This is a genomic window from Mycobacterium sp. MOTT36Y (genome assembly GCF_000262165.1).
Classification (GTDB): domain Bacteria; phylum Actinomycetota; class Actinomycetes; order Mycobacteriales; family Mycobacteriaceae; genus Mycobacterium; species Mycobacterium intracellulare.
The window spans coordinates 5,306,097-5,327,333 of sequence record NC_017904.1 but is presented as its reverse complement, the minus strand read 5'-3'; the positions used below and the strand labels follow the sequence as shown (position 1 = coordinate 5,327,333).

Genomic DNA, 21,237 nt, shown 5'->3' with positions numbered 1-21,237 from the left:
GCGCCGGGGCGCTTTCCTATAACCGTCCCTCGCGGCGCAGCAGATCCGCCGCGGACAGCCCGCCGCCCGAGCGGCGCCGCTGCCGCGCCGGGTCGCCGTTCTCGCCCTGGCCGCGGGGGTTCACCGCGTTGCCGGGGGCGTCGTTGTCGGGGTCGTCGGGCCGGTTGCCGGGGACGGGGATGGCCCGGGTCTGATCGCCGGACGGCGGCGCCGTCGGCGGACGCTGGGGTGCCTGCGGGGCCGGCGGCGAGGGCTTGGCCGGGGGGCGCGGTTCGGCCGGCCGGTCCCGGCCCGGGGCGCCCTGCGCGGCGAAACGTGTGGTCTTGGCTTCGGTCGGCTGGTTCGGCCGCGCCGGGATGCGGGTGGTGTCCACGCTGTCGTCGGCCCGGGTGGTCGACGCGCTCGGGGTGGGTTCCTTTGCGGGCCTGGGTTCCGGCGCCGGGCGCGCCGGTCGCGACGGCTCCAGCGGCGCGGGGTGGGTGGGGTCGTGCGGCGGACGCGGCGCGGCGGCGACCAGGCTGGCCGCCACCGGCGGCCGCGCGGGGCGCCCGTTGAGCGTCGGCCGCTTGCGCTCGTCGGGCAGATCGATCTCGCCCAGCCCGATCTTGTTCTGCAGGCGCCGGGCCCAGCGCGGCGCCCACCAGCAGTCGTCGCCGAGCAACTTCATCACCGACGGCACCAGGAACATCCGGACGACCGTCGCGTCCAGCAGCAGCGCCGCCATCAGACCGAACGCCAGATACTTCATCAACACCAGGTCGGAGAACACGAACGAGCCCGCGACCACGGCCAGCACCAGCGCGGCGGCCGTGATCAGGCGGCCGGTGGTCGCGGTGCCGATCCGGATGGCCTCGGCGGTCGACATGCCGCGTTCGCGCGCCTCGACCATGCGCGAGACCAGGAACACCTCGTAGTCGGTGGCCAGGCCGAAACCGACGGCGACAACCAGCGCGATGACCACCACCATCAGCGGGGTCGGCGTGAAATTCAGCACCCCCGACAGGTGACCGTCGACGAAGATCCACGTCAGGATTCCCATCGTGGATCCCAGCGTGAGAGCGCTCATCACCGCGGCCTTGACGGGCAACACCACCGAGCCGAACGCCAGGAACATCAACAGCATGGTGGCGCCGAGCAACAGCACCAGCATCAGCGGAGCCTTGTCGAACAGGCTGTGGATGCTGTCCTGCTCCAGCGCCGGGGTGCCGCCTACATAGAGGTTCAGCCCCTTCGGGGGGTTGACCGCCCGCAGTTCGGTGATCTTCTTGGCGGCGTCATTCTTGTTGACCAGGCCGTTCTGGATCACCCGCACCGAGCCGTCCTTGGGCACCGTGGTGCCGTTCGGGCCGGCGACGCAGGGATTGCCGGCGATGGTCGGGCAGGCCCGCTCCTCCCATTGCTTGTCGGTGAACCCGCCGATCGAGGAGATCCTGTTGCGGATGTCGGCCACCTGCTGGTCGGTGACCTTGCTGTGGTTGTCGCTCTGGATCACCACCGTCAGCTGCTCGGTGCGGTAGCCGGGGAATCGCTTGTCGAAGTGTTCCTGCGCCAGGCGCACGGCGTTGTCGGGCGGCAGATACTTCTCGCTCATGCCGCCGAACGAGAGGTTGCCGAGCGGGATGACCAGCAGGATCATGCCGACGGCGATCGGGATGGCAAACGCCAACGGCCGCTTCATCACCCAGTTGACGAGTTTGCCCCAGAAGCCGGCCTCGACCTCCTCGCGGGTCTTGGTCTTCTGCAGCCGGTCGGCGAGCCAGTTCAGGTAGGCGCGTGAATACTTCCAGTTGCGCAGGAACGGCACCCGGAACGCGGTCCGCACGCCCAGCGCATCGACGTGGCGGCCGAGGATGCCCAGGCACGCGGGCAGGAACGTGATCGACAACAGCGCGGCAAGCCCTACCGCCGCGAAGATCGCGTAGGTCAGCGAATGCACGAAGCCCTGGGGCAACACCAGCAGGCTGGCGCTCGAGGCGATGATCAGCACCGCCGAGAACGTCACTGTGCGCCCGGCCGTCATCACGGTTCTTCGCACGGCGGCCTCGGTGTCGTAGCCCTCGGCGATCTCCTCGCGGAACCGGCTCACGACGAACAGCCCGTAGTCGATGGCGATACCCAGGCCGATCAGCGAGACCACCGGCTGGGCGAAGAAGTGGACCGGCCCGAACAGGGAGACGAGCCGCAGGATGCCCAGCGAGCCCGCAATGCTCAGCCCGCCGACGATGGCCGGCAGGCCGGCGGCGACCGCGCCGCCGAACACCAGGAACAGGACCACTGCCACCAGCGGCACCGCGAGGACCTCCATGCGGCGCTGGTCGGTCGCGATCGTGCCGGTCAGGGCGTTGGCGATTGGCTCGAGGCCGGCCAGCTCCACGTTGCCGCCGCCGAGCTTCTGCAGGCCGGGCGCGATGGCCTTGTAGTTGTTGAGGATGCTGTCGTCGTCGTCGCCCTTGAGCGGAACGCTGACGAAGGTGTGCTTCTTGTCCTCGCTGACCATCCCCTTGATCACGGGGTTGTCGCTATTGGGGGCCGCCAGCCAGCCCGCCCACCCGACGACCTGGTCGGGATGATCGGCCTTGAACTTGTTGAGCTCGGCGACGACCTTGTCCCGCCACGCCGGGTCCTCGACCGTCTTGCCGTCGGGGGCGGTGAACGTCGCGACCACGTGGCTGGTGCGGTCGCGGCCGTAGGTCTCGTCCCCCAGCACCGAGGCTTTGACGGATTGACTGCCGTCGTCGTAGAAGCCGCTCTGTGTAACATGCTTGCCCAGGCTGATGCCGAAGACGCCGCCGAGCAGACACAGAGCTACCGTGACCCCGATCACGATGTACCGATACCGGTACACAGTTCGACCCCACCAGGCGAACACGCAAGCTCCTTACTGGATCGTCTTAGTCGTCAACGACCCGCGCACTGGTTTTTCAGTGTCACACACGCGCGGTCAACAGCGCTGACAGCGGCCGGAATGGCTGCAGCCATGCGCCCTGGTCAGGCAGCGAATCTAGGCCGATCCGCGGCAATGGTTCCCGGAAGACGCCGGCGATCTCCTCCAGGTCAACGAAGTCCAAGGTATCCGACGCTAGCGCCCAACTCGCATGTTCGCGAAATCCGATCACTTGGACGCTGGTGCCGCTCCGGGCGATCTCCTCGAGCGGTTGGCGGAACGCCTGTCCGTCGGCCGAGGCCACCACCAGGGCCGCCAGCCCTTCGGTCCGCCGGAGTTCGATATGGGCCAGCATGTCGCGGTCGACGTCGCTGTCCTCATCGATCTTCGGCTTGGCGAACACCGCGAACCCAACGTTACGCAATGCGTCCACCCAAGGCCGGACGACGTCGGCGCTGCCCGGCGCGATGTTGGTGAACACGGTGGCCTCGGGCTCGACGACGACGCCCGGTCGCTGCGCGCTGATCTCGGCCGTGCGCGACAGCAGCCAGCGTCCCAGGGCGTCGAACCGCGGGCGTTCCAAGGCGGTCGGCCGGCGACCCAGGATCGAGCCCAGACCCATGTCGAGGTTGGGGGCGTCCCACACCAGCAACACGCGTCCGCCGGACGGCGAAAAGCCGCCCAGGGCGCCCACGCCGTCGTCCGGCAGCACCGCCGGCGGCGCGACGGGTTCCGCTCCGGCGTTGGTCGTCTCAGTCAGGCTCATCACTCATCGCCTACTCATCGTTTAAGCCAAACGAACTCGGTGACGGCGCTGCCCGCTTCTTGGGCTTTCGTCTCGTACTTGGTGGTCGGGCGGACAGTCGAGATGGGCAGCGGGGTTTCGGGCTCCGCCCGGCGCAACCGGGACTCGCCCGCGCCGACTTCGGCGATGTGCTCGGCGTAGCCGGCGTGGTCCGTCGCAACGTGGAGGACACCACCAGGGAGTAGCCGGTCGGCTATCAAGCCAACCGTGCCCGGCTGCAGGAACCGGCGCTTGTGGTGCCGCGCCTTGGGCCACGGATCGGGGAAGAAGACGCGGACCCCGGTCAGCGAAGCCGGGGCGATGAGCCGCTGCAGCACGTCGAGCGCGTTGCCGCGGACCAATCGGATGTTGGCCACCGCGTCGCGGTCGATCGCGCACAGCAACTGCGCCAGCCCCCGCCGGTAGATCTCGACCGCGATCACATCGACGTCGGGCTCGTCCTTGGCCATCGCCAGCGTCGATGTGCCGCTGCCACAACCGATTTCGAGCACCAGCGGCGCCTGGCGCCCGAACCACGAGCGGGTGTCCAGCGGCGGCTCGTCGCCGACGGTCCCGTCGGCGGGGGCGCCCACCGACAGGCCGAGGTCGGGCCAGCGCCGCTCCCACGTCTGGCGCTGCGCGTCGGACAGCGCGGATCGTCGCGACCGAAACGCCGTCGCGGGCAGGTAGCGCTGGTCGGGGCGGGCCGATTCCCCGATCGGCGTGTCGGCAGACATCGCCACCCCGCGCTGCGCATGCATTTGTCCATGGTGGCCTATAAACCTCGGATGTAGCCGCCCCTGGTCCGGATTGATACCCAACAGTTGCCTTGAACTGGTAACTGATTAACGGTGGCTCGCTTCTTGGCGACGTGAATGCCACCATTCGGTGGGACCGACGGGGCGATCGGGTCATTCGGACCGAACAGGCGGGGTATGAGGGGACAAGGACACCAGATTTTCGTCGACGAGCTGACGCGGTTTGCCGACGGCGTCGTCGATCCGCGCGTGACGGCGATCGCCAGGCGAACCGCCGCACCCCTGCGCGTCGTGGTTCGCGGCCGCCGGGGGGTCGGCCGCCGCACGGTGGCCCGCGCGCTGGACCGCGCGGGAACCGCGTCGGGGATCGCGGCCGACCTCCAGCTGAGCGCGTCGGCGCCCGATCCCGGCGCGGACGCGGTGGTCTACGTGGTCGCCGAGGTGGTCAAGCCCGAGGACGCCCACGCCATCGCGGCCGCCGCGCAGCCGGTGGTGGCGGTGCTGAACAAGGCCGACCTGTCGGGCCGGCGCGGCGACGGGCCGATCGCGGCGGCCCGGGCGCGGTGCGCCGATCTGTCGGCGCTGATCGGCGCTCCCATGGAACCGATGATCGGCCTGCTCGCGGTCGCGCTCGACGAACTCGACAAAGCCGACGACCACGCGCTGTGGGCGGCGCTGCACACGCTCGCCACGCACCCCGGTGCCGCGGCGTGCCTCGACGGCTCGTTCGCCGGGTTCCTGGCGGCGGACGGCCCGGTGCCGACCGGCGTGCGTCAGCGCCTGCTGGACACCCTCGACCTGTTCGGCACCGCGCTGGCCGTCGCCGCGATCCGCCAGGGCAGAACCCCGGCGCAGGTGCGCGCCCTGCTGCGCCGGATGAGCGGCGTCGACGCCGTCCTGGCCAAGGTCGGCGCGCTGGGCGCCGAGGTGCGCTACCAGCGGGTGCTCGGGGCCGTCGCGGAATTGGAGGCGCTGGCCGCCGGTGGCGGCCTACTCGGCGAGCGGATCGGCGGGTTCCTGTCCCGCGACGACACGGTGGTCGCCCGGATGGCGGCCGCGGTGGATCTGGCCGAGGCGGCCGGGCTGGACCCGGGCGGCCCCGGGCCGGCCGGCGTGGACCGCGACCCGTCCGCGCACCTGCCGCGCGCGGTGCGGTGGCAGCGCTACAGCCGCGCCTCGGCCAGCGAACTGCACCGCGCCTGCGGCGCGGACATCGCCCGCGGATCGCTGCGGCTGTGGTCGCAGGCCTGCGCGTCACTGCCGGGGGAATCCTGGTGAGCGGCGGCGATCCCATCGCCCAGGTGGACGCGCTGGTGGCCGCGGTCGCGCCGGACCTGGATCCGCCGGCCGTGCACCGCTGCGACGTGGTCCTGGTGACCGGCCCGTGGATGGCCGGGGTCAGCGCGGTGGCCACGGCGCTGCAAGGCCGCCTGCCGCAGCACAAGTTCGTGGAGTCGACGGACCTGGGACCCGGCGAGGTGCCGATGGCGGTGGTGTTCGTCGTGTCCGCGGCGGCCCACCTGACTGCCTCCGACTGCGCGCTGCTGGACGCCGCGACCGAGCACACCGACGCGGTGGTGGGGGTGGTGTCCAAGATCGACGTGCACCGGGGTTGGCGTGAGGTGGTCGACGCCAATCGCGAAGCGCTGGCCGCACATTCGCCGCGCTACGGCCGGGCGCCGTGGGTGGGCGCGGCCGCCCTGCCCGATGCCGGTGAGCCGGACGTCGACGCCCTGGTCGCCGCCGTTTCGGCGCAACTCGACGACCCCGACCTCGCCCGGCGAAACAGGTTGCGGGCGTGGGAATCTCGCCTACAGACGGTCAAACGGCGGTTCGACCGCGACGTCGAGGGATCCGGTCGTCGCGCGCGGGTCGAGGCGCTGCGCGAGGAACGCAGCACGGCGTTGCAGCGGCGGCGTCAGGCGAAGAGCGAACGCACCATCACCCTGCGGGGTCAGATCCAGCAGGCTCGGGTGCAGTTGTCGCACTCCGCGCGCAACCAATGCGCGACGGCGCGCACCGAGCTGCAGGAACACGCGGCCGGGTTGTCGCGGCGCGACATGTCCGGGTTCGAGGCGCACACCCGCGCCCGCCTCGACGAGGTGGTGGCCGAGGTCAGCGACGGCACGGACACGCAGCTGTCCGACGTCGCGCAGGCGGTGGGTGTGCCGGTGGACCTGCCGGCCCTCGAGAAGATGCCGGAGGTCGACGTCTCGGCGCCGCCGCTGAAGTCGCGCCGGCAGGAAACCTGGCTGATGATCGTGCTGGGCGTCGGCTTCGGGCTGGGGGTGGCGCTCACGCTGAGCCGGCTGATGAGCGGCGTGGTCTCGCGGCTCAACCCCGCGCTGGCGGTCGTCGCGGCGGTGGTGTGCGTGGCGATCTCGGTGGCGCTCACCTTCCTGGTGATCAACATTCGCGCCCTGCTGCATGACCGGGCGCTGCTGGACCGCTGGGCGGGCGACGCGACGGCATCGCTGCGCTCGGTGGTCGAGGAACTGGTCGCGACCCGGGTGCTGGTCGCCGAGTCGGTGCTCAGCAAAGCCTTGCTCGCCCACGACGAGGCCGAGAACGCGCAGGCGTCCGCCGCCGTCGGCGTCATCGACACCGAACTGCGCGAGCACGCCCTGGCCGCCGCGCGGGCCGCGGCCGCGCGGGATCGGGAGATGCCCGCGGTCGCCGCCGCCCTGCGGGCGGTGCGTGCAGAACTCGGAGAACCGGGTATACAACCGGCTGAAAGTCCCGCCGAAACCGGCGACGGTGACGAAACCGAAAAACCCGCTTCGAGGAGCGAAGATGGCGACCCGTCGGGAGCTTCTGAATCGTTGTTGTGAGAAGGCTTATACCTGCCCGAGACTTCCCCGACAAGTTCCTCACGATAACCTGTAGTTAACGCCACCAAGTCCTTAATTATGTGGGCGACGGCATACCGAGCAACACAAGCCCGATACGCAACGGATCCAGGAGAGTTCGATGACCTCAGCGACCATTCCCGGTTTGGACACAGCACCCACGAAGCACCAGGGCCTGCTGTCATGGGTGCAGGAGGTTGCCGAGCTCACCCAGCCCGACCGGGTGGTGTTCGCTGACGGCTCCGACGAGGAGTTCAACCGGCTGGCCGCGCAACTGGTCGAGGCCGGCACGCTGAAGAAGCTGAACGAGAAGAAGCACCCCAACTCCTACCTGGCGCTGTCCGACCCGTCCGACGTGGCGCGCGTGGAGTCGCGGACATTCATCTGCACCGAGCAGGAGAGCGGCGCCGGCCCGACCAACAACTGGATGGACCCGTCCGAAATGCGGTCCATCATGACCGACCTGTACCGCGGCTGCATGCGCGGCCGCACCATGTGGGTGGTGCCGTTCTGCATGGGCCCGCTCGGCGCCGACGACCCGAAGCTGGGTGTGGAGATCACCGACTCCGAGTACGTCGTCATCTCGATGAAGGTGATGACCCGGATGGGCAAGGCCGCGCTGGAGAAGATGGGCGACGACGGGTTCTTCGTCAAGGCGCTGCACTCGGTGGGGGCTCCGCTGGAGGAGGGCCAAAAGGACGTTCCGTGGCCGTGCAACGACACCAAATACATCACCCACTTCCCGGAGACCCGCGAGATCATGAGCTACGGCTCGGGTTACGGCGGTAACGCGCTGCTGGGCAAGAAGTGCTACTCGCTGCGGATCGCCTCGGCCATGGCCCACGACGAGGGCTGGCTGGCCGAGCACATGCTGATCCTCAAGCTCATCTCCCCGGAGAACAAGGCGTACTACTTCGCCGCGGCGTTCCCGTCGGCCTGCGGCAAGACCAACCTGGCCATGCTGCAGCCGACCATTCCGGGCTGGCGCGCCGAGACGCTCGGCGACGACATCGCCTGGATGCGGTTCGGCAAGGACGGCCGGCTGTACGCGGTCAACCCCGAGTTCGGTTTCTTCGGCGTCGCGCCCGGCACCAACTGGAAGTCCAACCCCAACGCCATGCGCACCATCGAGGCCGGCAACACCGTCTTCACCAACGTCGCGCTCACCGACGACAACGACGTGTGGTGGGAGGGCCTCGAGGGCGACCCGCAGCACCTGATCGACTGGAAGGGCCGCGACTGGACGCCGGACTCCGACGAGAAGGCCGCCCACCCGAACTCGCGCTACTGCACGCCGATGTCGCAGTGCCCGATCCTCGCGCCGGAGTGGGACGACCCGCAGGGCGTGCCGATCTCGGGCATCCTGTTCGGCGCCCGCCGCAAGACCACGGTCCCGCTGGTGACGCAGGCCCGCGACTGGCAGCACGGCGTGTTCATGGGTGCGACCATGGGCAGCGAGCAGACCGCCGCCGCCGAGGGCAAGGTCGGCACCGTCCGCCGCGACCCGATGGCCATGCTGCCGTTCCTGGGCTACCACGTCGGTGACTACTTCCAGCACTGGCTCGACCTGGGCAAGAACGCCGACGAGTCGAAGATGCCGAAGGTGTTCTTCGTCAACTGGTTCCGTCGCGGCGACGACGGCGGCTTCCTGTGGCCGGGCTTCGGCGAGAACAGCCGCGTGCTCAAGTGGATCGTCGACCGCATCGAGCACAAGGCCGGCGGCCAGGACACCCCGATCGGCATCGTGCCGAAGGCCGAGGACCTCGACCTGGACGGGCTCGACGCCAGCAGCGACGAGGTGGCCCAGGCGCTGGCGGTCAACCCGGCCGAGTGGCGCGAGGAACTGCCGCTGATCGAGGAGTGGTTCGAGTTCGTCGGCGACAAGCTGCCGACCGGCGTCCGCGACGAGTTCGAGGCGCTCAAGCAGCGGCTGTCCGAAGCGGGCTGATCAGCCCGCCAGCCGCGAATTGGGGCTGGCCTTCTTCTGCGCGTACATCAGCTCGTCGGCGCGGGCGAGTAGTTCGCCCACGTTCGCGGTGTCGGAAACCGGCGCCCGCACGAAGCCGATGCTGGCCGAGAGACGGTAGGGCCGCTCACTCGTCTTGTTGAAATTCCCGAACGCGAGCGCGAGCCGCTCCTCGAGCGACGGGGTGTCGCCGTCGCTTTCGGTGATCATCACACAGAATTCGTCGCCGCCGATGCGGGCGAGGATGTCGGACTCGCGCCGGATGGTGCGCAGCACCCCGGCGACGTCTTTGATCAGTTTGTCGCCCGTGTCGTGGCCCAGCTCGTCGTTGACCTTCTTGAGGCCGTCGACGTCGAGGAAGGCGAGCACGCAATTGTGGCCGAGGTGGTGTGACCCGCGCAGTTTCTGCTCGGCCAGCAGGTAGAAGCCGCGACGGTTATTCAACCCGGTCAGCTCGTCGGTGACCGACAGCCGGCGGATCTCCTCGTTGGCGTCCTCCAGGGCGGCGGTGCGGTCGCGCACCCGCCGTTCCAGCTCGGAGTACACCCGCACGTTTTCCATCGCGATCGACGTCGAGTCCGCCAGGGCCTGCAGCAGGTGGACCTCCTGGTCGGACGGCTGGTGCCGGCCGGCCCAGTAATTGCCGATCGCGCCGATCGGCTCGAGCTTGCGGATGGGCACCATCACCAGGCTCTTGACGAAGGTGGGGCGGTACAGGGCGTGCGGGATGCGCGGGTCGCCGTAGATGTCGGGGATCACCGCCGCGTCGCGATTGAGCATCGCCCAGCCGCTGATGCAGGACCCGATGGGGAAACGGCTGCCCTTCCACAGCGGGGCGATCGCGTCCTCGTCGGCGTAATAGCAGCTGTCGTTGTCGCGGAGCACGAACGTCGCGCCGTCACAACCGGTGAGCTCGCGCGCCGAGGAGCGGACGATGCGCTGCAGGTCGGGCAGGGTGCGCGCCAGCGACAGCTCCTGAATGGCGTGCACGAGCCGCTCCATGCCGTCGACATAGTCGGAATCGGCGAACGAAGATGCGGCAGGCTCCGATTCTTGCTCGGCGGTCATGCGCACCTCCGTGCGGCAGTGGCGTATCCCGCCGCGCGTTGCTGACCAAGGTCGGGTTCCAGGGCCCACGGCGCTCTACTTGACTGCATTATGGCTGGCGCCGCGCGCCCCGCGCCGGGATTGACGCAGAAACTCGCCGGGCCCACCCACCACTTAACACCCGTCAAGTTTGGCGGCGGTACAGTCTGCGCATGCAGATCCGCCCGTATATCGGCGCCGACAAACCTGCTGTCATCCTGTACCCGTCCGGCACGGTCGTCACCTTCGATGACCTCGAGGCCCGCGCCAATCGCCTGGCGCACCGGTTCCGCCAGGCGGGCCTGCGCGAGGGTGACACGGTCGCCATCCTGATGGAGAACAACGAGCACATCCACGCGGTGATGTGGGCTGCTCGCCGCAGCGGTTTGTACTACGTGCCCATCAACACCCATCTGACCGCGGCGGAAGCCGCCTACATCGTCGACAACAGCGCCGCCAAGGCGATCATCGGCTCGGCCGCGCTGCGCGAAACCTGCGCCGGCCTCGCCGAGCAGCTGCCGCGCGGGCTACCGGAACTGTTGCTGATCGCCGCCGAGAAGCAAGACGAGGGCCTGCCGGGCTGGGAGCGCTACCCGGAATGCGTTGCCGGCCAACCGGATACCCCGATCGACGACGAAATCGAGGGTGACCTGCTGCAGTACTCGTCCGGAACCACTGGCCGGCCCAAGGGCATCAAGCGCGAATTGCCGCACGTTCCCCCGGCCGACGCCCCCGGCATGATGTCGGCGCTGGTCGGCTTCTGGATGACGCCCGATTCGGTCTACCTGAGCCCCGCGCCGCTGTACCACACGGCGCCGTCGGTGTGGTCGATGAGCGCGCAGGCCGGCGGCATCACCACGGTGGTGATGGAGAAGTTCGACGCGGAGGGCTGCCTGGATGCCATCCAGCGGCACCGGGTCACCCACGGACAGTTCGTGCCGGCGATGTTCACCCGGATGCTGAAACTGCCTGATGCGGTGCGTCATTCGTACGACCTGAGCAGCCTGCAGCGGGTGATGCACGCCGCGGCGCCGTGCCCGGTGGAGATCAAGAAGCAGATGATCGACTGGTGGGGTCCGATCATCGACGAGTACTACGCCTCCTCCGAGGCACACGGGTCGACGCTGATCACCGCCGAAGATTGGCTGGCGCATCCGGGTTCGGTCGGCAAGCCCATGGGCGGCGCCGTGCACATCCTGGACGAGAACGGCGACGAGCTCCCGCCCGGCCAGGCCGGCGAGATCTACTTCGAGGGCGGGTATTCGTTCGAATACCTCAACGACCCAACGAAAACCGCGTCATCGCGCTCCAAGCACGGCTGGGCCACCGTCGGCGACATCGGCTACGTCGACGACGAGGGCTACCTGTACCTGACCGACCGGCGCCACCACATGATCATCTCCGGCGGGGTCAACATCTACCCACAAGAAGCCGAGAACCTTCTGGTCACCCACCCCAAGGTGATGGACGCGGCGGTGTTCGGCGTTCCCGACGACGAGATGGGCCAGCGCGTCACCGCGGTCGTGCAGACCGTCGACCCCGCGGACGCCACCGACGCGTTCGGCGATGAGCTGCTGGCCTGGCTGCGGGATCGCCTGGCGCACTACAAATGTCCGCGATCGATCGCCTTCGAAGCGCAGCTGCCGCGCACCGACACCGGCAAGCTCTACAAGAATGGGCTGATCGAGAAGTACTCGGTGTGACCGATGCTCCGGGTGGTCGACCTGTCGAGCGCGCCGGAGGACGGTCCGGCGTCGCCGCCCGGCGTGATCATCGCCGTCGGCTCGGCCGACGACATCGCTAGGGCCGGAACCTGGCTTGACGCAGCGACTTTCACGCTGACCGAGGACGCCTGCGCCGACCGCCGGGTCATCACCGTCGATTCCGTGTCCGACGCGCTGGTCGAGCTGACCGATCGCTGTCGACGTTGGCCGCACGCCGGCGGGATCTGTGACGACGTATTGCGCGCGGTGGATCCCGAGGGGCCGACGCTGGCCGGGGTGGTGGCCGAGTCGCTGGGGTATTCAACGCTGCAGTCCGGCCCGGAGTTCGCGCGGTGGCTACAGGAGCGCGGCCGGGTCCGCATGCCCGACATCGCCGACCCGGTACTGGCGGACCGTGACGGCGACATCCTGCGCATCGCCTTCAACCGGCCGCAGCGCCACAACGCGTTCTCCACCGACGCCCGCGCGGCGCTGTTGGAGGCGCTGTCCGTCGCGCAGCTGGATCCCTCGGTCACCGGCATCGTGTTGAGCGGCAACGGCCCATCGTTTTGCAGCGGTGGAGATCTCGCCGAATTCGGCACCTTCGCCGACCCGGCGAGTGCCCACCTCGCCCGCACCCGGCACAGCCCCGCCCTCGCGCTCGACGCGCTGACCGCGCGACTCGGCCGCGCGTGCCGCGCCGAGGTGCACGGCCGGGTGATGGGCAGCGGACTGGAGATGGCCGCGTTTTGCGGGTGGGTCACCGCCCGCGGCGACGCGGTGTTCGGGCTACCCGAATTGGCGCTCGGCCTGATCCCCGGCGCCGGCGGCACCGTCAGCGTCACCCGGCGGATAGGCCGGTGGCGCACGGCGTATCTCGTGCTGTCCGGCCACACCGTGGACGCCGAGACCGCGTTGGCCTGGGGGTTGGTGGACGAGGCCTAGCGACCGCGCCGCGGCACGCTCGACGTGGCCCGGGTTCGGCGTCAGAAGCCCGAATACGTGGTCGTGGTCGTCGAGGGCAGATGGGAGACGACCAGCACCCCGGCGACGACGTAGATCAGCACGAAGATCACCGCCGCGACGACGCCCACGATGGCGCCGATGATGGCCCACTTCTTGGCGTTGTTGGCCGCCTCGTGCGCCTCGGCGTAGCGGCCCTGCGCCCACAGCCCGGAGACCTTGTTGGAGTACACAATCGAGACGATCCCCAGCGGCAGGCAGCACAGCACCGTGCACAGGATCGCCCAGACCAGATAGTTCTCGGGTTCCGGCTGGCCCTGCCAGCCCGGCTGGGCCGCGGGCCATCCCGCGCGCGGCTGACCCGGCCACGCCGGAGGCGGCTGCGGCGGATACCCCGGCGGCGGCTGACCTTGCCAGTCCGGCGGCGGTTGGCCTTGCCATTCCGGTTGTTGCCCTTGCCATTCCGGCTGTTGCCCGGGCCATTCAGGCGAACCGCCGGGCGGCGCGGGAGGATAACTCATGGCGGCTGCCTTTCCCTTTGGTTCGGAAGTCAGGCAAATATACTCCCAAACGCCGTTCTGCCGCCGCGCGATTGACAAGCCCGCGTCAGATCCCGCCGCGGGTCACCAGTTGCCGGGCGATCACATTGCGCTGGATCTCGTTGGTGCCTTCACCGACGATCATCAACGGCGCGTCCCGAAAGTAGCGTTCGACGTCGTATTCGGTGGAATAGCCGTAGCCGCCGTGGATTCGCACCGCGTTCAGCGCGATCTCCATCGCCACCTCGGAGGCGAACAGCTTGGCCATCCCGGCTTCCATGTCGCAGCGTTCACCGCTGTCGTAGCGCTCGGCGGCGTAGCGGGTGAGCTGGCGGGCGGCGGTGAGTTTGGTCGCCATGTCGGCCAGGTAGTTGCCCACCGACTGGTGCTGCCAGATCGGCTGCCCGAAGCTCTCCCGCTGCTGGGCGTAGGCCAGCGCATCCTCGAGCGCGGCGGTGGCCACGCCCAGGGCGCGGGCCGCCACCTGGATGCGGCCCGTCTCGAGTCCCTTCATCATCTGTGAAAAGCCCTCGCCCGCAACGCCACCCAGTATCGCCGTTTCCGGCACCCGGTAATTGTCGAAGGACAGCTCGCAGGACTCCACGCCCTTGTAGCCCAGCTTGGGCAGGTCCCGCGACACCGTCAGGCCCGGCCCGTGCTCGACGAGCACGATCGAGATGCCCGTGTGGCGCGGCTTGGCGTTCGGGTCGGTCTTGCACAACAGGGCGATCAGCCCGGAGCGGCGGGCGTTGCTGATCCAGGTCTTGGTCCCGTTGATCACCAGGCCGCCCGCGTCGTCGCTCAGGGCGGTGGTCGCCATGTTCTGCAGGTCCGAGCCGCCGCCGGGCTCGGTCAATGCCATGGTGGCGCGCACCTCGCCGCCGGCCATCGGAGGCAGGTAGGTCCGCTTCTGCTCCTCGGTGCCGAACAGCGTCAGCAGCTTGGCGACCACGGTGTGCCCGCCCATCGCGCCGGCCAGGCTCATCCAGCCCCGCGCCAGTTCCTCGGTGACCCGGACGTAGCAGGGCATGGACACCGGCGAGCCGCCGTACTCCTCGGGCACGGCAAGCCCGTAGATGCCGATCCGCTTCATCTGCTCGATCCACGCCTCGGGATAGGTATTGGCGTGTTCGGTCTCGCGCACGCTCGGCTTGACCTCGCGGTCGATGAACGCCCGCACCGTCGCGACCAGCATGTCCTCTTCGTCGTTCACCTATGAGCACCTCGTCGATTCGCGCCGAACGTCGACTTGCTGGGGAAAATCGGCACCAGCAGGTCGACGTTGGGGCCTGATCCGGATTGACCCTCGATTCCACAGCCTGCCAGCATGTGGCGTTGTGACTAGTGACGGGTATGCGCGGATTCGCGAGGGTGGGCCGTACTTCGACGACCTCTCGGTGGGGCAGGTGTTCGACTGGGCGCCGTCGATGACGCTGTCGTCCGGCCTGGCGGGCGCGCACCAGGCGATCGTGGGCGACCGGCTGCGCCTGGCGCTCGACGCCGATCTGTGTGGGGCGGTGACGGGGCTGCCCGCCCCGCTGGCCCACCCGGGGTTGGTGTGTGACGTGGCGATCGGCCAGTCGACGCTGGTGACCCAGCGGGTCAAGGCCAACCTGTTCTATCGCGGCCTGGTGTTTCACCGGTTCCCCGTCATCGGCGATTCCCTCTACACCCGCACCGAAGTGGTTGGGCTGCGGGCCAATTCACCCAAGCCGGGCCGGGCCCCGACGGGCTTGGTGGCGCTGCGGATGATCACGATCGACCAGGCCGACCAGTTGGTACTCGACTTCTACCGTTGCGGGATGCTGCCCGCCGGACCGGATTTCGATGCCGACAACGCACCGCACGACGATCTGTCCACCATCGGCGCCGACGTGCCCGGCCCGGCCCACGATCCCACCGCGCAATGGGACGGTGAGGTTTTCCGCACCAAGGTGCCCGGGCCGCACTTCGATCCCGCTCTGGCGGGATCGGTGCTGCACAGCACCGCCGACGTCGTCACCAATGCCCCCGAGCTCGCCCGGCTCACCCTGAATAACGCTGCGACCCATCATGATTCGCGGGTCGGCGGGCGCCGGCTGGTGTACGGCGGACACACCATCGGGCTGGCGCTCGCGCAGGCCGGCAGGCTGCTGCCCAATCTGGTGACGGTGCTGGGCTGGGAGTCGTGCGATCACACAGGTCCCGTACACGAGGGCGACACCCTCTACAGCGAGCTGCACATCGAATCCGCCGAGCCGACCGAGCATGGGGGAGTGCTCGGGTTGCGGTCGCTGGTGTATGCCGCCGGTGACGCCGACGGCGGGCCGGACCGGCCGGTGCTGGACTGGCGGTTTCGCGCGCTGCAGTTCTAACGACGATGCGCGCCACGAGCACAATGGGGGGCGTGAGCTCGGCCGCAACCGCCTGGGGAAGCAGCGGGCTGGCCTACCTGACCGGCCCGCCCGACGGACCCGCCGACTTCTCCCGCGCCCGCGTGCTGTCCCGCGCGCACGAGGTGGCCGCGGCGATCGGCGGCCGCTGGGGCATCGACGTCGACGCGGCCGGGCTGCTGACCGGCCGGGCCGCCCTACGGGGCCTGACCCGCGCCGGCCGGGTGTCGCCCGGCGGCGCCACCCGCCTGCTCGCGGCGCGGGACGGCTGGTGCGCGCTCACCCTCTCCCGCGCCGACGACCTCGCCGCCGTCCCGGCGCTCCTGCAGGTCGACGACGCCGCGGTCGACCCGTGGCCGCAGCTGCGACGGTGGGCCGCCACCCGTGCGGTCCCCGACATCGTCGAGCGGGCGGCGCTGCTCGACATCCCGGCGGCGGGCCTGGGTGAGGCGACGGCCGCGCCGTCGCACACACGCCGCATCGGACCGCCGGCGCCACCGCGCGCGCCGCGGGGGCTGCTGGTGGCCGATCTGTCCTCGATGTGGGCGGGACCGCTGTGCGGTCGGCTGCTGGCCCACGCCGGGGCGACGGTCGTCAAGGTCGAAAGCCCTCGCCGCCCGGACGGCACCCGCGCCGGGGACCGAACCTTCTTCGACTGGATGAACCACAAAAAGCTCTGCTATGGCATCGATTTCGACAGCCAGACCGACGAATTACGCGAGCTCCTCACGGTCAGCGACGTCGTCATCGAGGGCTCCCGCCCGGCCGGGCTGGCGCGCCGGGGCCTCGGGCCCGACGACGTCGCGCCACGACCGGGCCGAATCTGGTTGCAGATCACCGCCTATGACGGGCGCCGGCCGGGATTCGGGGACGACGCCGCCGTCGGTGGCGGCCTGGTCGGGACCAGCGCCGAGGGGCCGGTGTTCTGCGGCGACGCCATCGCCGACCCGCTGACCGGCCTGCAGGCGGCGCTGGCGGTGGCCGAATCCCTGGCGCGCGGCGGCGGCGAATTGATCCGCCTCTCCATGGCGGCCGTCGCCGCGACCTACGCGGCGCTGCCCACGGGGCCCTCGGAGTCGCCCGCGCCGGTGTCACCGCCGCTAATGCCGCCGGCGGCGCCTCCCGCGTCCGGGCTGGGCGCCGACAACGCGGCGGTGCGCCACCTCGTCGGCCAAAGACGTTGCCTGTCATGCTGATTCGTCAGGCGACCCTGCTGGATGGGACCGTGACCGACATCCGCGTTGGCGCGCAGATCGAGGAGATGGCGCCCTCGGGCGAGGGCCTGACGCCGCGGGCCGGCGAGGGCGTGCTGTACGCGGGCGGCGGAACCGTGCTGCCCGGGCTGCACGACCACCACGTGCACCTGCGCTCGGCGGCCTCGGCGCTCGATTCGTTTTTCGTCGGACCGCCCGGGGTCAGCACCGAAGCCGAGCTCACCCAGTTGCTGGCGAACGCCACGCCCGGGCCCGACGGGTGGATTCGCGCCGTCGGCTACCACGATTCGGTCGCCGGGGAACTCGACCGGACCGCTCTGGACGCGATGGTCCGCAGCGTGCCCGTGCGCATCCAGCACCGCAGCGGCGCGCTGTGGATCCTCAACTCCGAGGCGCTGGGCCGGATCGGCCTGGCCGAACACCCCGACGGGCGACTGCGCAGCGCCGACGACGGCTGGTCGCAGGCCCTGGACCGACGCGAAACCGACCTCGCCGAACTCAGCCGCCGCATCACGGCGACCGGCGTCACCGGGGTCACCGACGCCACCCCCGACCTCGACGCCGACGACAGGGCCTCGCTGGCGGCGGCGCACGGCCGCGGCGAGTTCCGGCCACGGGTCAGCTTCCTGTCCCCGGGCAAGAAAATCCTGCACGACGACCGCCTCGACCTCGACGGTCTCACGGAATGGATTGCCGGGCAGCACAACACGGGCCAACCGGTCGCCGTGCACTGCGTGACCGCGGCCCAGCTGGTGGTGACCATCGCCGCCCTGCGCGCGGCCGGCGGCCACCCGCAGGACCGCATCGAACACGCCGCGGTGGTGCCCGACGACAACGTGGCCGACCTCGCCGAGCTCGGGGTCACCGTGGTCACCCAGCCCAACTTCGTCGCCGAGCGCGGCGATCAGTACCTCGCCGAGGTTCCCGCCGCCGAGCACGATCAGCTGTGGCGCGTCGCGGCGCTGCGCGACGCGGGGGTGCCGGTCGCGCTGTCCACCGACATGCCGTTCGGCCACGGCGACCCGTGGACGGCGATGCGCGCCGCGGTGCACCGCACCACACCGAGCGGTGCCGTTCTGGGCGCCGACGAATGTGTCTCGCCGTCAACGGCTTTGACGATGTTTCTGGGGTGCGCGGATCGACCGGACCGGGTGCGCGCGGTGCGCACCGGGCAGCCGGGCGACCTGTGCGTGCTCAGCGAGCCACCGGCGACGGCGCTGGCCGAGCTGGACGCCGGCATGGTGGCCGCCACCGTCATCGGCGGCGAGCTGGTGTACTTCGCGATGTGACCCGGCGGTCAGGACGCCGGGGCGAGCGCGGCGCGCAGGATGTCGCATTGGCTGCCGAAGAACTGTTGTGACACTTGAAGTTTCGGCGCGATCAGGTCGAACCCGTGGAAGGCGCCGGGAACGATTTCGACCTGGCACGGCACCCCGGCGGCTTTCAGCCGTTCGGCGTAGGCCAAGTCTTCGTCGTGGAACAGGTCATGGGTGCCCACACCGATCCATGCCGGGGGCAGCCCGCTCAGGTCGTCGCGCCGGGCGGGCACCGCGACCTGCGGGTCCGCGCCGCCCAGGTATGCGGCCCAACCGAATCGGTTGCTGCGGTTGTCCCAGAGCCGGTAGTTCGCGCTGGGCTCGGTCGCCGAACTGCGGTCGTCGAGCATGGGATAGGTCAGCAGCTGAAACGAGGGGCTCACCTCGGCGCGGTCGCGGGCCAGCAGGGCCAGGGCCGCGGCGAGGCCACCGCCGGCGCTGGCACCCCCGATGGCCACCCGGTACCGGTCCACCGACGGCAGCCCGGCGAGCCAGGTCAGCGCCGCGTAGCAGTCTTCCAGCGGTGCGGGGTACGGATGTTCGGGCGCCAGGCGGTATTCCACCGACGCCACGGTGATGCCCAGCCGCCTGCTGAACCCGCTGCACAACCGGTCGTCCTGCTGGGCGGTGCCGATCACGTATCCGCCGCCGTGAATCCACAGCAGCGCGGGCGTCGGCTCGCTGACACCGGCGGGCCGGAACAGCCGGACGCCGGCCCCGGACTCGAGGGTGATCACCTCGACGTCGCGGACGGGCTTGCCCAGCCGCGCCCGCCAGTCCATCGCCGCCCGCATGATGGGCAGGGTGCGTGGGCCGACGAGCCGCCGGGGAGCGAAGCGGGCGAGTTTTTGCAGGTCAGGATGAACAGCGTCGTTCGTCACCGATCCAGTATCACCGACGGGGAAAATGAAGGGACCGCTATCGGTGTTCTGCCGTTCATGACACGAGGAGGCCGCGTGCCCGCAAACGTCCCCCACCTCGCCACGCGATTGGTCGACACGACGCTCGGGATGCTTCGGGTCCAGGTGAGTGGCGGAACCGGTCCCGCGGTCCTCATGTGGCCGAGCCTGCTGATGACGGGCGACCTGTGGGCCGGGCAGGCCGCCCGGTTCGGCGACAGCCATCGCCTGGTGCTCGTCGACCCGCCCGGCCACGGCAGCAGCGCGCCGCTGAGCGGGCCCTTCAGCTTCGCCGACTGCGCGCGCTGCGTCGTCGACCTGCTGGACGGGCTCGGCATCGACCGCGCCCACTTCGTGGGCAACTCCTGGGGCGGGATGATCGGCGGCACCTTCGCCGCGCTGCACCCCGAACGGCTCGACCGCGCCGTGCTGATGAATTGCACCGCCTCCAAAGCCGGTGTCGCACAAAAGATTCAGTACGCCGCCATGCTGTGGCTGGCGAGACTGCTCGGCGGCATCCGGCCGCCGCTGACCCGGTCGGGCATCCGCGCCTTCCTGGGCCCGACCACGCTGCGCACCCGCCCGGACGTGGTCGAGGCCGTGCGGACGAACGTGGCTGCGGTGAACGCCGATTCGGTCCGCTGGGCGGTGCGCAGCGTGGTCTCGGCCCGGCCCGATCAGCACGCCCTGCTGGCGCGCGTCACGGCGCCGGTGCTGGTGGTCGCCGGCGCGGAAGACGCCACCTTCCCGGTGGCCGAAACCCGGGCCATGGCCGAGTCGATCCCTACCGCGTCCTTCACCGTCCTGGACGGGGTCGCGCACCTCGCGGCGCTCGAGGACCCCGCCCGGGTGAACGCGCTGCTGGAGTCGTTTCTGTTCGGGTGACGCGGCGCCGCTATCGAACCGAAACACGCGTTGCCACGTAGCCCTAACGGGCCCGTGCAGGGCCCACAAGGCAGTGGATTAACCGAACCGCGATCGGGGTATCGGTGCAATGCTGGCGAACGTGCTTGCCGTCAGCTTGTGGGGTTTGTCGGCTCGTGTTCGCTACGTCCCGCCTGGGGCCGCGCGTCGCAGGCCGCCCGATCGGCCGCGACGCGAGGGGCGAGACATGCTGGGGCAGCTATACGATCGGGCACTCGGCGGGGAGCGATGTTGGATCCGCCATGACGACGGCGAACTGCGGCCGCTGCCGGCGCACCGCTGGTTGGGGGTGCGATGTCCCCCCGACGGCTCAGGCGGATCCGGTGACGCCGTCGACGAGGTTTTCGACGAGGCCGTCACCCAGATGTGCACCGGGCCGACCATCGAGCTGGGCTGCGGTCCGGGGCGGTTGGTGGCGAGACTGATCCAGCGGGGCATCCCCGCACTCGGTATCGACCGATCCGCGACCGCGATCCAGCTGGCGGGCCGGGGCGGTGCGCCGGCCCTGTTGGGTGACGTGTTCGAGGAGCTGCCCGGAACGGGCTTGTGGCAGACGGTGTTACTGGTCGACGGCAACGTCGGGCTCGGTGGAGACCCGCTGCGGATTCTCGCGCGCGCCTTCGAGTTGTTGGCCCGCGGCGGCCGTTGCATCGCCGAATTCGAAGCCGAGACCATCGGCATCCGGTCGCGCTGGGTCCGCCTCGAGTCGTCGTGCGAGGTCGGGCCCTGGTTTCGCTGGGCCACCGTCGGGGTGGACAGCGCCGCCGCGCTGGCCGCGCAGGTGGGGCTGACGCTGACCGGCGTCCGCCTGATCGGCGACCGGGTGATCGCCAGCCTGGCGGCGGTCTGAGCGTGTCGCGCGCAGCTAAATCAGGCGCACGTAGCGAACCGCCAAATGCGTTCCAAACAGGGTGAATAACCCCGTCAGCGACACCCCTGGGCAAAGCGTGAGCGCAACCATAGCCGGTTCTACGTAAACA

17 protein-coding genes are annotated in these 21,237 nt (G+C 70.0%); 10 read left to right on the top strand and 7 right to left on the bottom strand.

The window, feature by feature from the left end:
- Positions 1 to 16: 16 nt before the first annotated feature.
- The 3 genes from W7S_RS24390 to trmB are packed head-to-tail and all read right to left on the bottom strand — an operon-like array spanning position 17 to position 4,447.
- Positions 17 to 2,869 carry an MMPL family transporter gene (locus W7S_RS24390; RefSeq protein ID WP_008261885.1) on the bottom strand — a complete coding sequence of 951 codons (2,853 nt, stop codon included), beginning with the start codon at positions 2,867 to 2,869 and terminating at the stop codon, positions 17 to 19.
- A gap of 58 nt (positions 2,870 to 2,927) precedes the next feature.
- On the bottom strand, positions 2,928 to 3,650 hold the full coding sequence (locus W7S_RS24385; RefSeq protein ID WP_008261879.1) for an NYN domain-containing protein: 723 nt from the start codon (positions 3,648 to 3,650) through the stop codon (positions 2,928 to 2,930).
- 14 nt (positions 3,651 to 3,664) lie between these two features.
- Complete coding sequence (gene trmB / locus W7S_RS24380; protein WP_170320636.1) at positions 3,665 to 4,447, bottom strand: tRNA (guanosine(46)-N7)-methyltransferase TrmB; 783 nt, start codon at positions 4,445 to 4,447, stop codon at positions 3,665 to 3,667.
- Positions 4,448 to 4,603: 156 nt separating this feature from the next.
- Here trmB and W7S_RS24375 point away from each other — a divergent pair, with 156 nt between their 5' ends.
- From W7S_RS24375 to W7S_RS24365, 3 genes are all read left to right on the top strand, one after another.
- Positions 4,604 to 5,704 carry a hypothetical protein gene (locus W7S_RS24375; RefSeq protein WP_008261876.1) on the top strand — a complete coding sequence of 367 codons (1,101 nt, stop codon included), beginning with the start codon at positions 4,604 to 4,606 and terminating at the stop codon, positions 5,702 to 5,704.
- Complete coding sequence (locus tag W7S_RS24370) at positions 5,701 to 7,257, top strand: hypothetical protein (RefSeq protein ID WP_014383464.1); 1,557 nt, start codon at positions 5,701 to 5,703, stop codon at positions 7,255 to 7,257. Before W7S_RS24375 ends, W7S_RS24370 begins: the two co-directional genes overlap by 4 nt.
- Positions 7,258 to 7,396: 139 nt before the next feature.
- A complete protein-coding gene (locus W7S_RS24365) occupies positions 7,397 to 9,223 on the top strand; it encodes a phosphoenolpyruvate carboxykinase (GTP) (protein ID WP_008261874.1) in 1,827 nt (608 codons plus the stop codon).
- On the opposite strand, the gene W7S_RS24360 is transcribed toward W7S_RS24365, so the two are convergent.
- Positions 9,224 to 10,309 (bottom strand): sensor domain-containing diguanylate cyclase, encoded by a 1,086-nt coding sequence (locus W7S_RS24360; protein ID WP_014712518.1) that lies wholly within the window; start codon positions 10,307 to 10,309, stop codon positions 9,224 to 9,226.
- 191 nt (positions 10,310 to 10,500) lie between these two features.
- Here W7S_RS24360 and fadD4 point away from each other — a divergent pair, with 191 nt between their 5' ends.
- On the top strand, positions 10,501 to 12,030 hold the full coding sequence (gene fadD4, locus W7S_RS24355; RefSeq protein WP_008261872.1) for a fatty-acid--CoA ligase FadD4: 1,530 nt from the start codon (positions 10,501 to 10,503) through the stop codon (positions 12,028 to 12,030).
- A gap of 3 nt (positions 12,031 to 12,033) precedes the next feature.
- Positions 12,034 to 12,975, top strand: coding sequence for an enoyl-CoA hydratase/isomerase family protein (locus W7S_RS24350; RefSeq protein ID WP_008261871.1), 942 nt, complete (start codon positions 12,034 to 12,036; stop codon positions 12,973 to 12,975).
- Positions 12,976 to 13,016: 41 nt separating this feature from the next.
- On the opposite strand, the gene W7S_RS24345 is transcribed toward W7S_RS24350, so the two are convergent.
- On the bottom strand, positions 13,017 to 13,514 hold the full coding sequence (locus W7S_RS24345; RefSeq protein ID WP_014712517.1) for a CD225/dispanin family protein: 498 nt from the start codon (positions 13,512 to 13,514) through the stop codon (positions 13,017 to 13,019).
- Between the two features lie 85 nt (positions 13,515 to 13,599).
- Positions 13,600 to 14,745, bottom strand: a complete 1,146-nt coding sequence (locus W7S_RS24340; RefSeq protein WP_014712516.1) for an acyl-CoA dehydrogenase family protein — start codon at positions 14,743 to 14,745, stop codon at positions 13,600 to 13,602.
- A gap of 124 nt (positions 14,746 to 14,869) precedes the next feature.
- On the opposite strand from W7S_RS24340, the gene W7S_RS24335 reads away from it, so the two are divergent.
- The 3 genes from W7S_RS24335 to W7S_RS24325 are packed head-to-tail and all read left to right on the top strand — an operon-like array spanning position 14,870 to position 18,407.
- Positions 14,870 to 15,886, top strand: a complete 1,017-nt coding sequence (locus W7S_RS24335) for a MaoC family dehydratase (RefSeq protein WP_014712515.1) — start codon at positions 14,870 to 14,872, stop codon at positions 15,884 to 15,886.
- 23 nt (positions 15,887 to 15,909) lie between these two features.
- Positions 15,910 to 17,100 (top strand): CoA transferase, encoded by a 1,191-nt coding sequence (locus W7S_RS24330; RefSeq protein WP_008261867.1) that lies wholly within the window; start codon positions 15,910 to 15,912, stop codon positions 17,098 to 17,100.
- Positions 17,094 to 18,407 carry an amidohydrolase family protein gene (locus W7S_RS24325; RefSeq protein WP_008261866.1) on the top strand — a complete coding sequence of 438 codons (1,314 nt, stop codon included), beginning with the start codon at positions 17,094 to 17,096 and terminating at the stop codon, positions 18,405 to 18,407. The genes W7S_RS24330 and W7S_RS24325 overlap by 7 nt, the downstream gene beginning before the upstream one ends.
- Positions 18,408 to 18,415: 8 nt before the next feature.
- Here W7S_RS24325 and W7S_RS24320 read toward each other — a convergent pair whose 3' ends face one another.
- The gene (locus tag W7S_RS24320; protein WP_008261865.1) at positions 18,416 to 19,315 is read right to left on the bottom strand and encodes an alpha/beta hydrolase; all 900 of its coding nucleotides are present in this window, start codon (positions 19,313 to 19,315) and stop codon (positions 18,416 to 18,418) included.
- Between the two features lie 129 nt (positions 19,316 to 19,444).
- On the opposite strand from W7S_RS24320, the gene W7S_RS24315 reads away from it, so the two are divergent.
- The gene (locus tag W7S_RS24315; protein WP_071196530.1) at positions 19,445 to 20,218 is read left to right on the top strand and encodes an alpha/beta fold hydrolase; all 774 of its coding nucleotides are present in this window, start codon (positions 19,445 to 19,447) and stop codon (positions 20,216 to 20,218) included.
- A gap of 226 nt (positions 20,219 to 20,444) precedes the next feature.
- Complete coding sequence (locus W7S_RS24310) at positions 20,445 to 21,107, top strand: SAM-dependent methyltransferase (RefSeq protein ID WP_008261863.1); 663 nt, start codon at positions 20,445 to 20,447, stop codon at positions 21,105 to 21,107.
- Positions 21,108 to 21,237 lie beyond the last annotated feature (130 nt).

Coding starts and splice junctions, on each gene's coding strand:
- W7S_RS24375 (WP_008261876.1), top strand. CDS start 4,604: ATGAGGGGACAAGGACACCAGATTTTCGTCGACGAGCTGACGCGGTTT.
- W7S_RS24385 (WP_008261879.1), bottom strand. CDS start 3,650: ATGAGCCTGACTGAGACGACCAACGCCGGAGCGGAACCCGTCGCGCCG.
- W7S_RS24330 (WP_008261867.1), top strand. CDS start 15,910: ATGGGGGGCGTGAGCTCGGCCGCAACCGCCTGGGGAAGCAGCGGGCTG.
- W7S_RS24315 (WP_071196530.1), top strand. CDS start 19,445: ATGCTTCGGGTCCAGGTGAGTGGCGGAACCGGTCCCGCGGTCCTCATG.
- W7S_RS24350 (WP_008261871.1), top strand. CDS start 12,034: ATGCTCCGGGTGGTCGACCTGTCGAGCGCGCCGGAGGACGGTCCGGCG.
- W7S_RS24325 (WP_008261866.1), top strand. CDS start 17,094: ATGCTGATTCGTCAGGCGACCCTGCTGGATGGGACCGTGACCGACATC.
- W7S_RS24365 (WP_008261874.1), top strand. CDS start 7,397: ATGACCTCAGCGACCATTCCCGGTTTGGACACAGCACCCACGAAGCAC.
- fadD4 (WP_008261872.1), top strand. CDS start 10,501: ATGCAGATCCGCCCGTATATCGGCGCCGACAAACCTGCTGTCATCCTG.
- W7S_RS24360 (WP_014712518.1), bottom strand. CDS start 10,309: ATGACCGCCGAGCAAGAATCGGAGCCTGCCGCATCTTCGTTCGCCGAT.
- W7S_RS24345 (WP_014712517.1), bottom strand. CDS start 13,514: ATGAGTTATCCTCCCGCGCCGCCCGGCGGTTCGCCTGAATGGCCCGGG.
- W7S_RS24310 (WP_008261863.1), top strand. CDS start 20,445: ATGCTGGGGCAGCTATACGATCGGGCACTCGGCGGGGAGCGATGTTGG.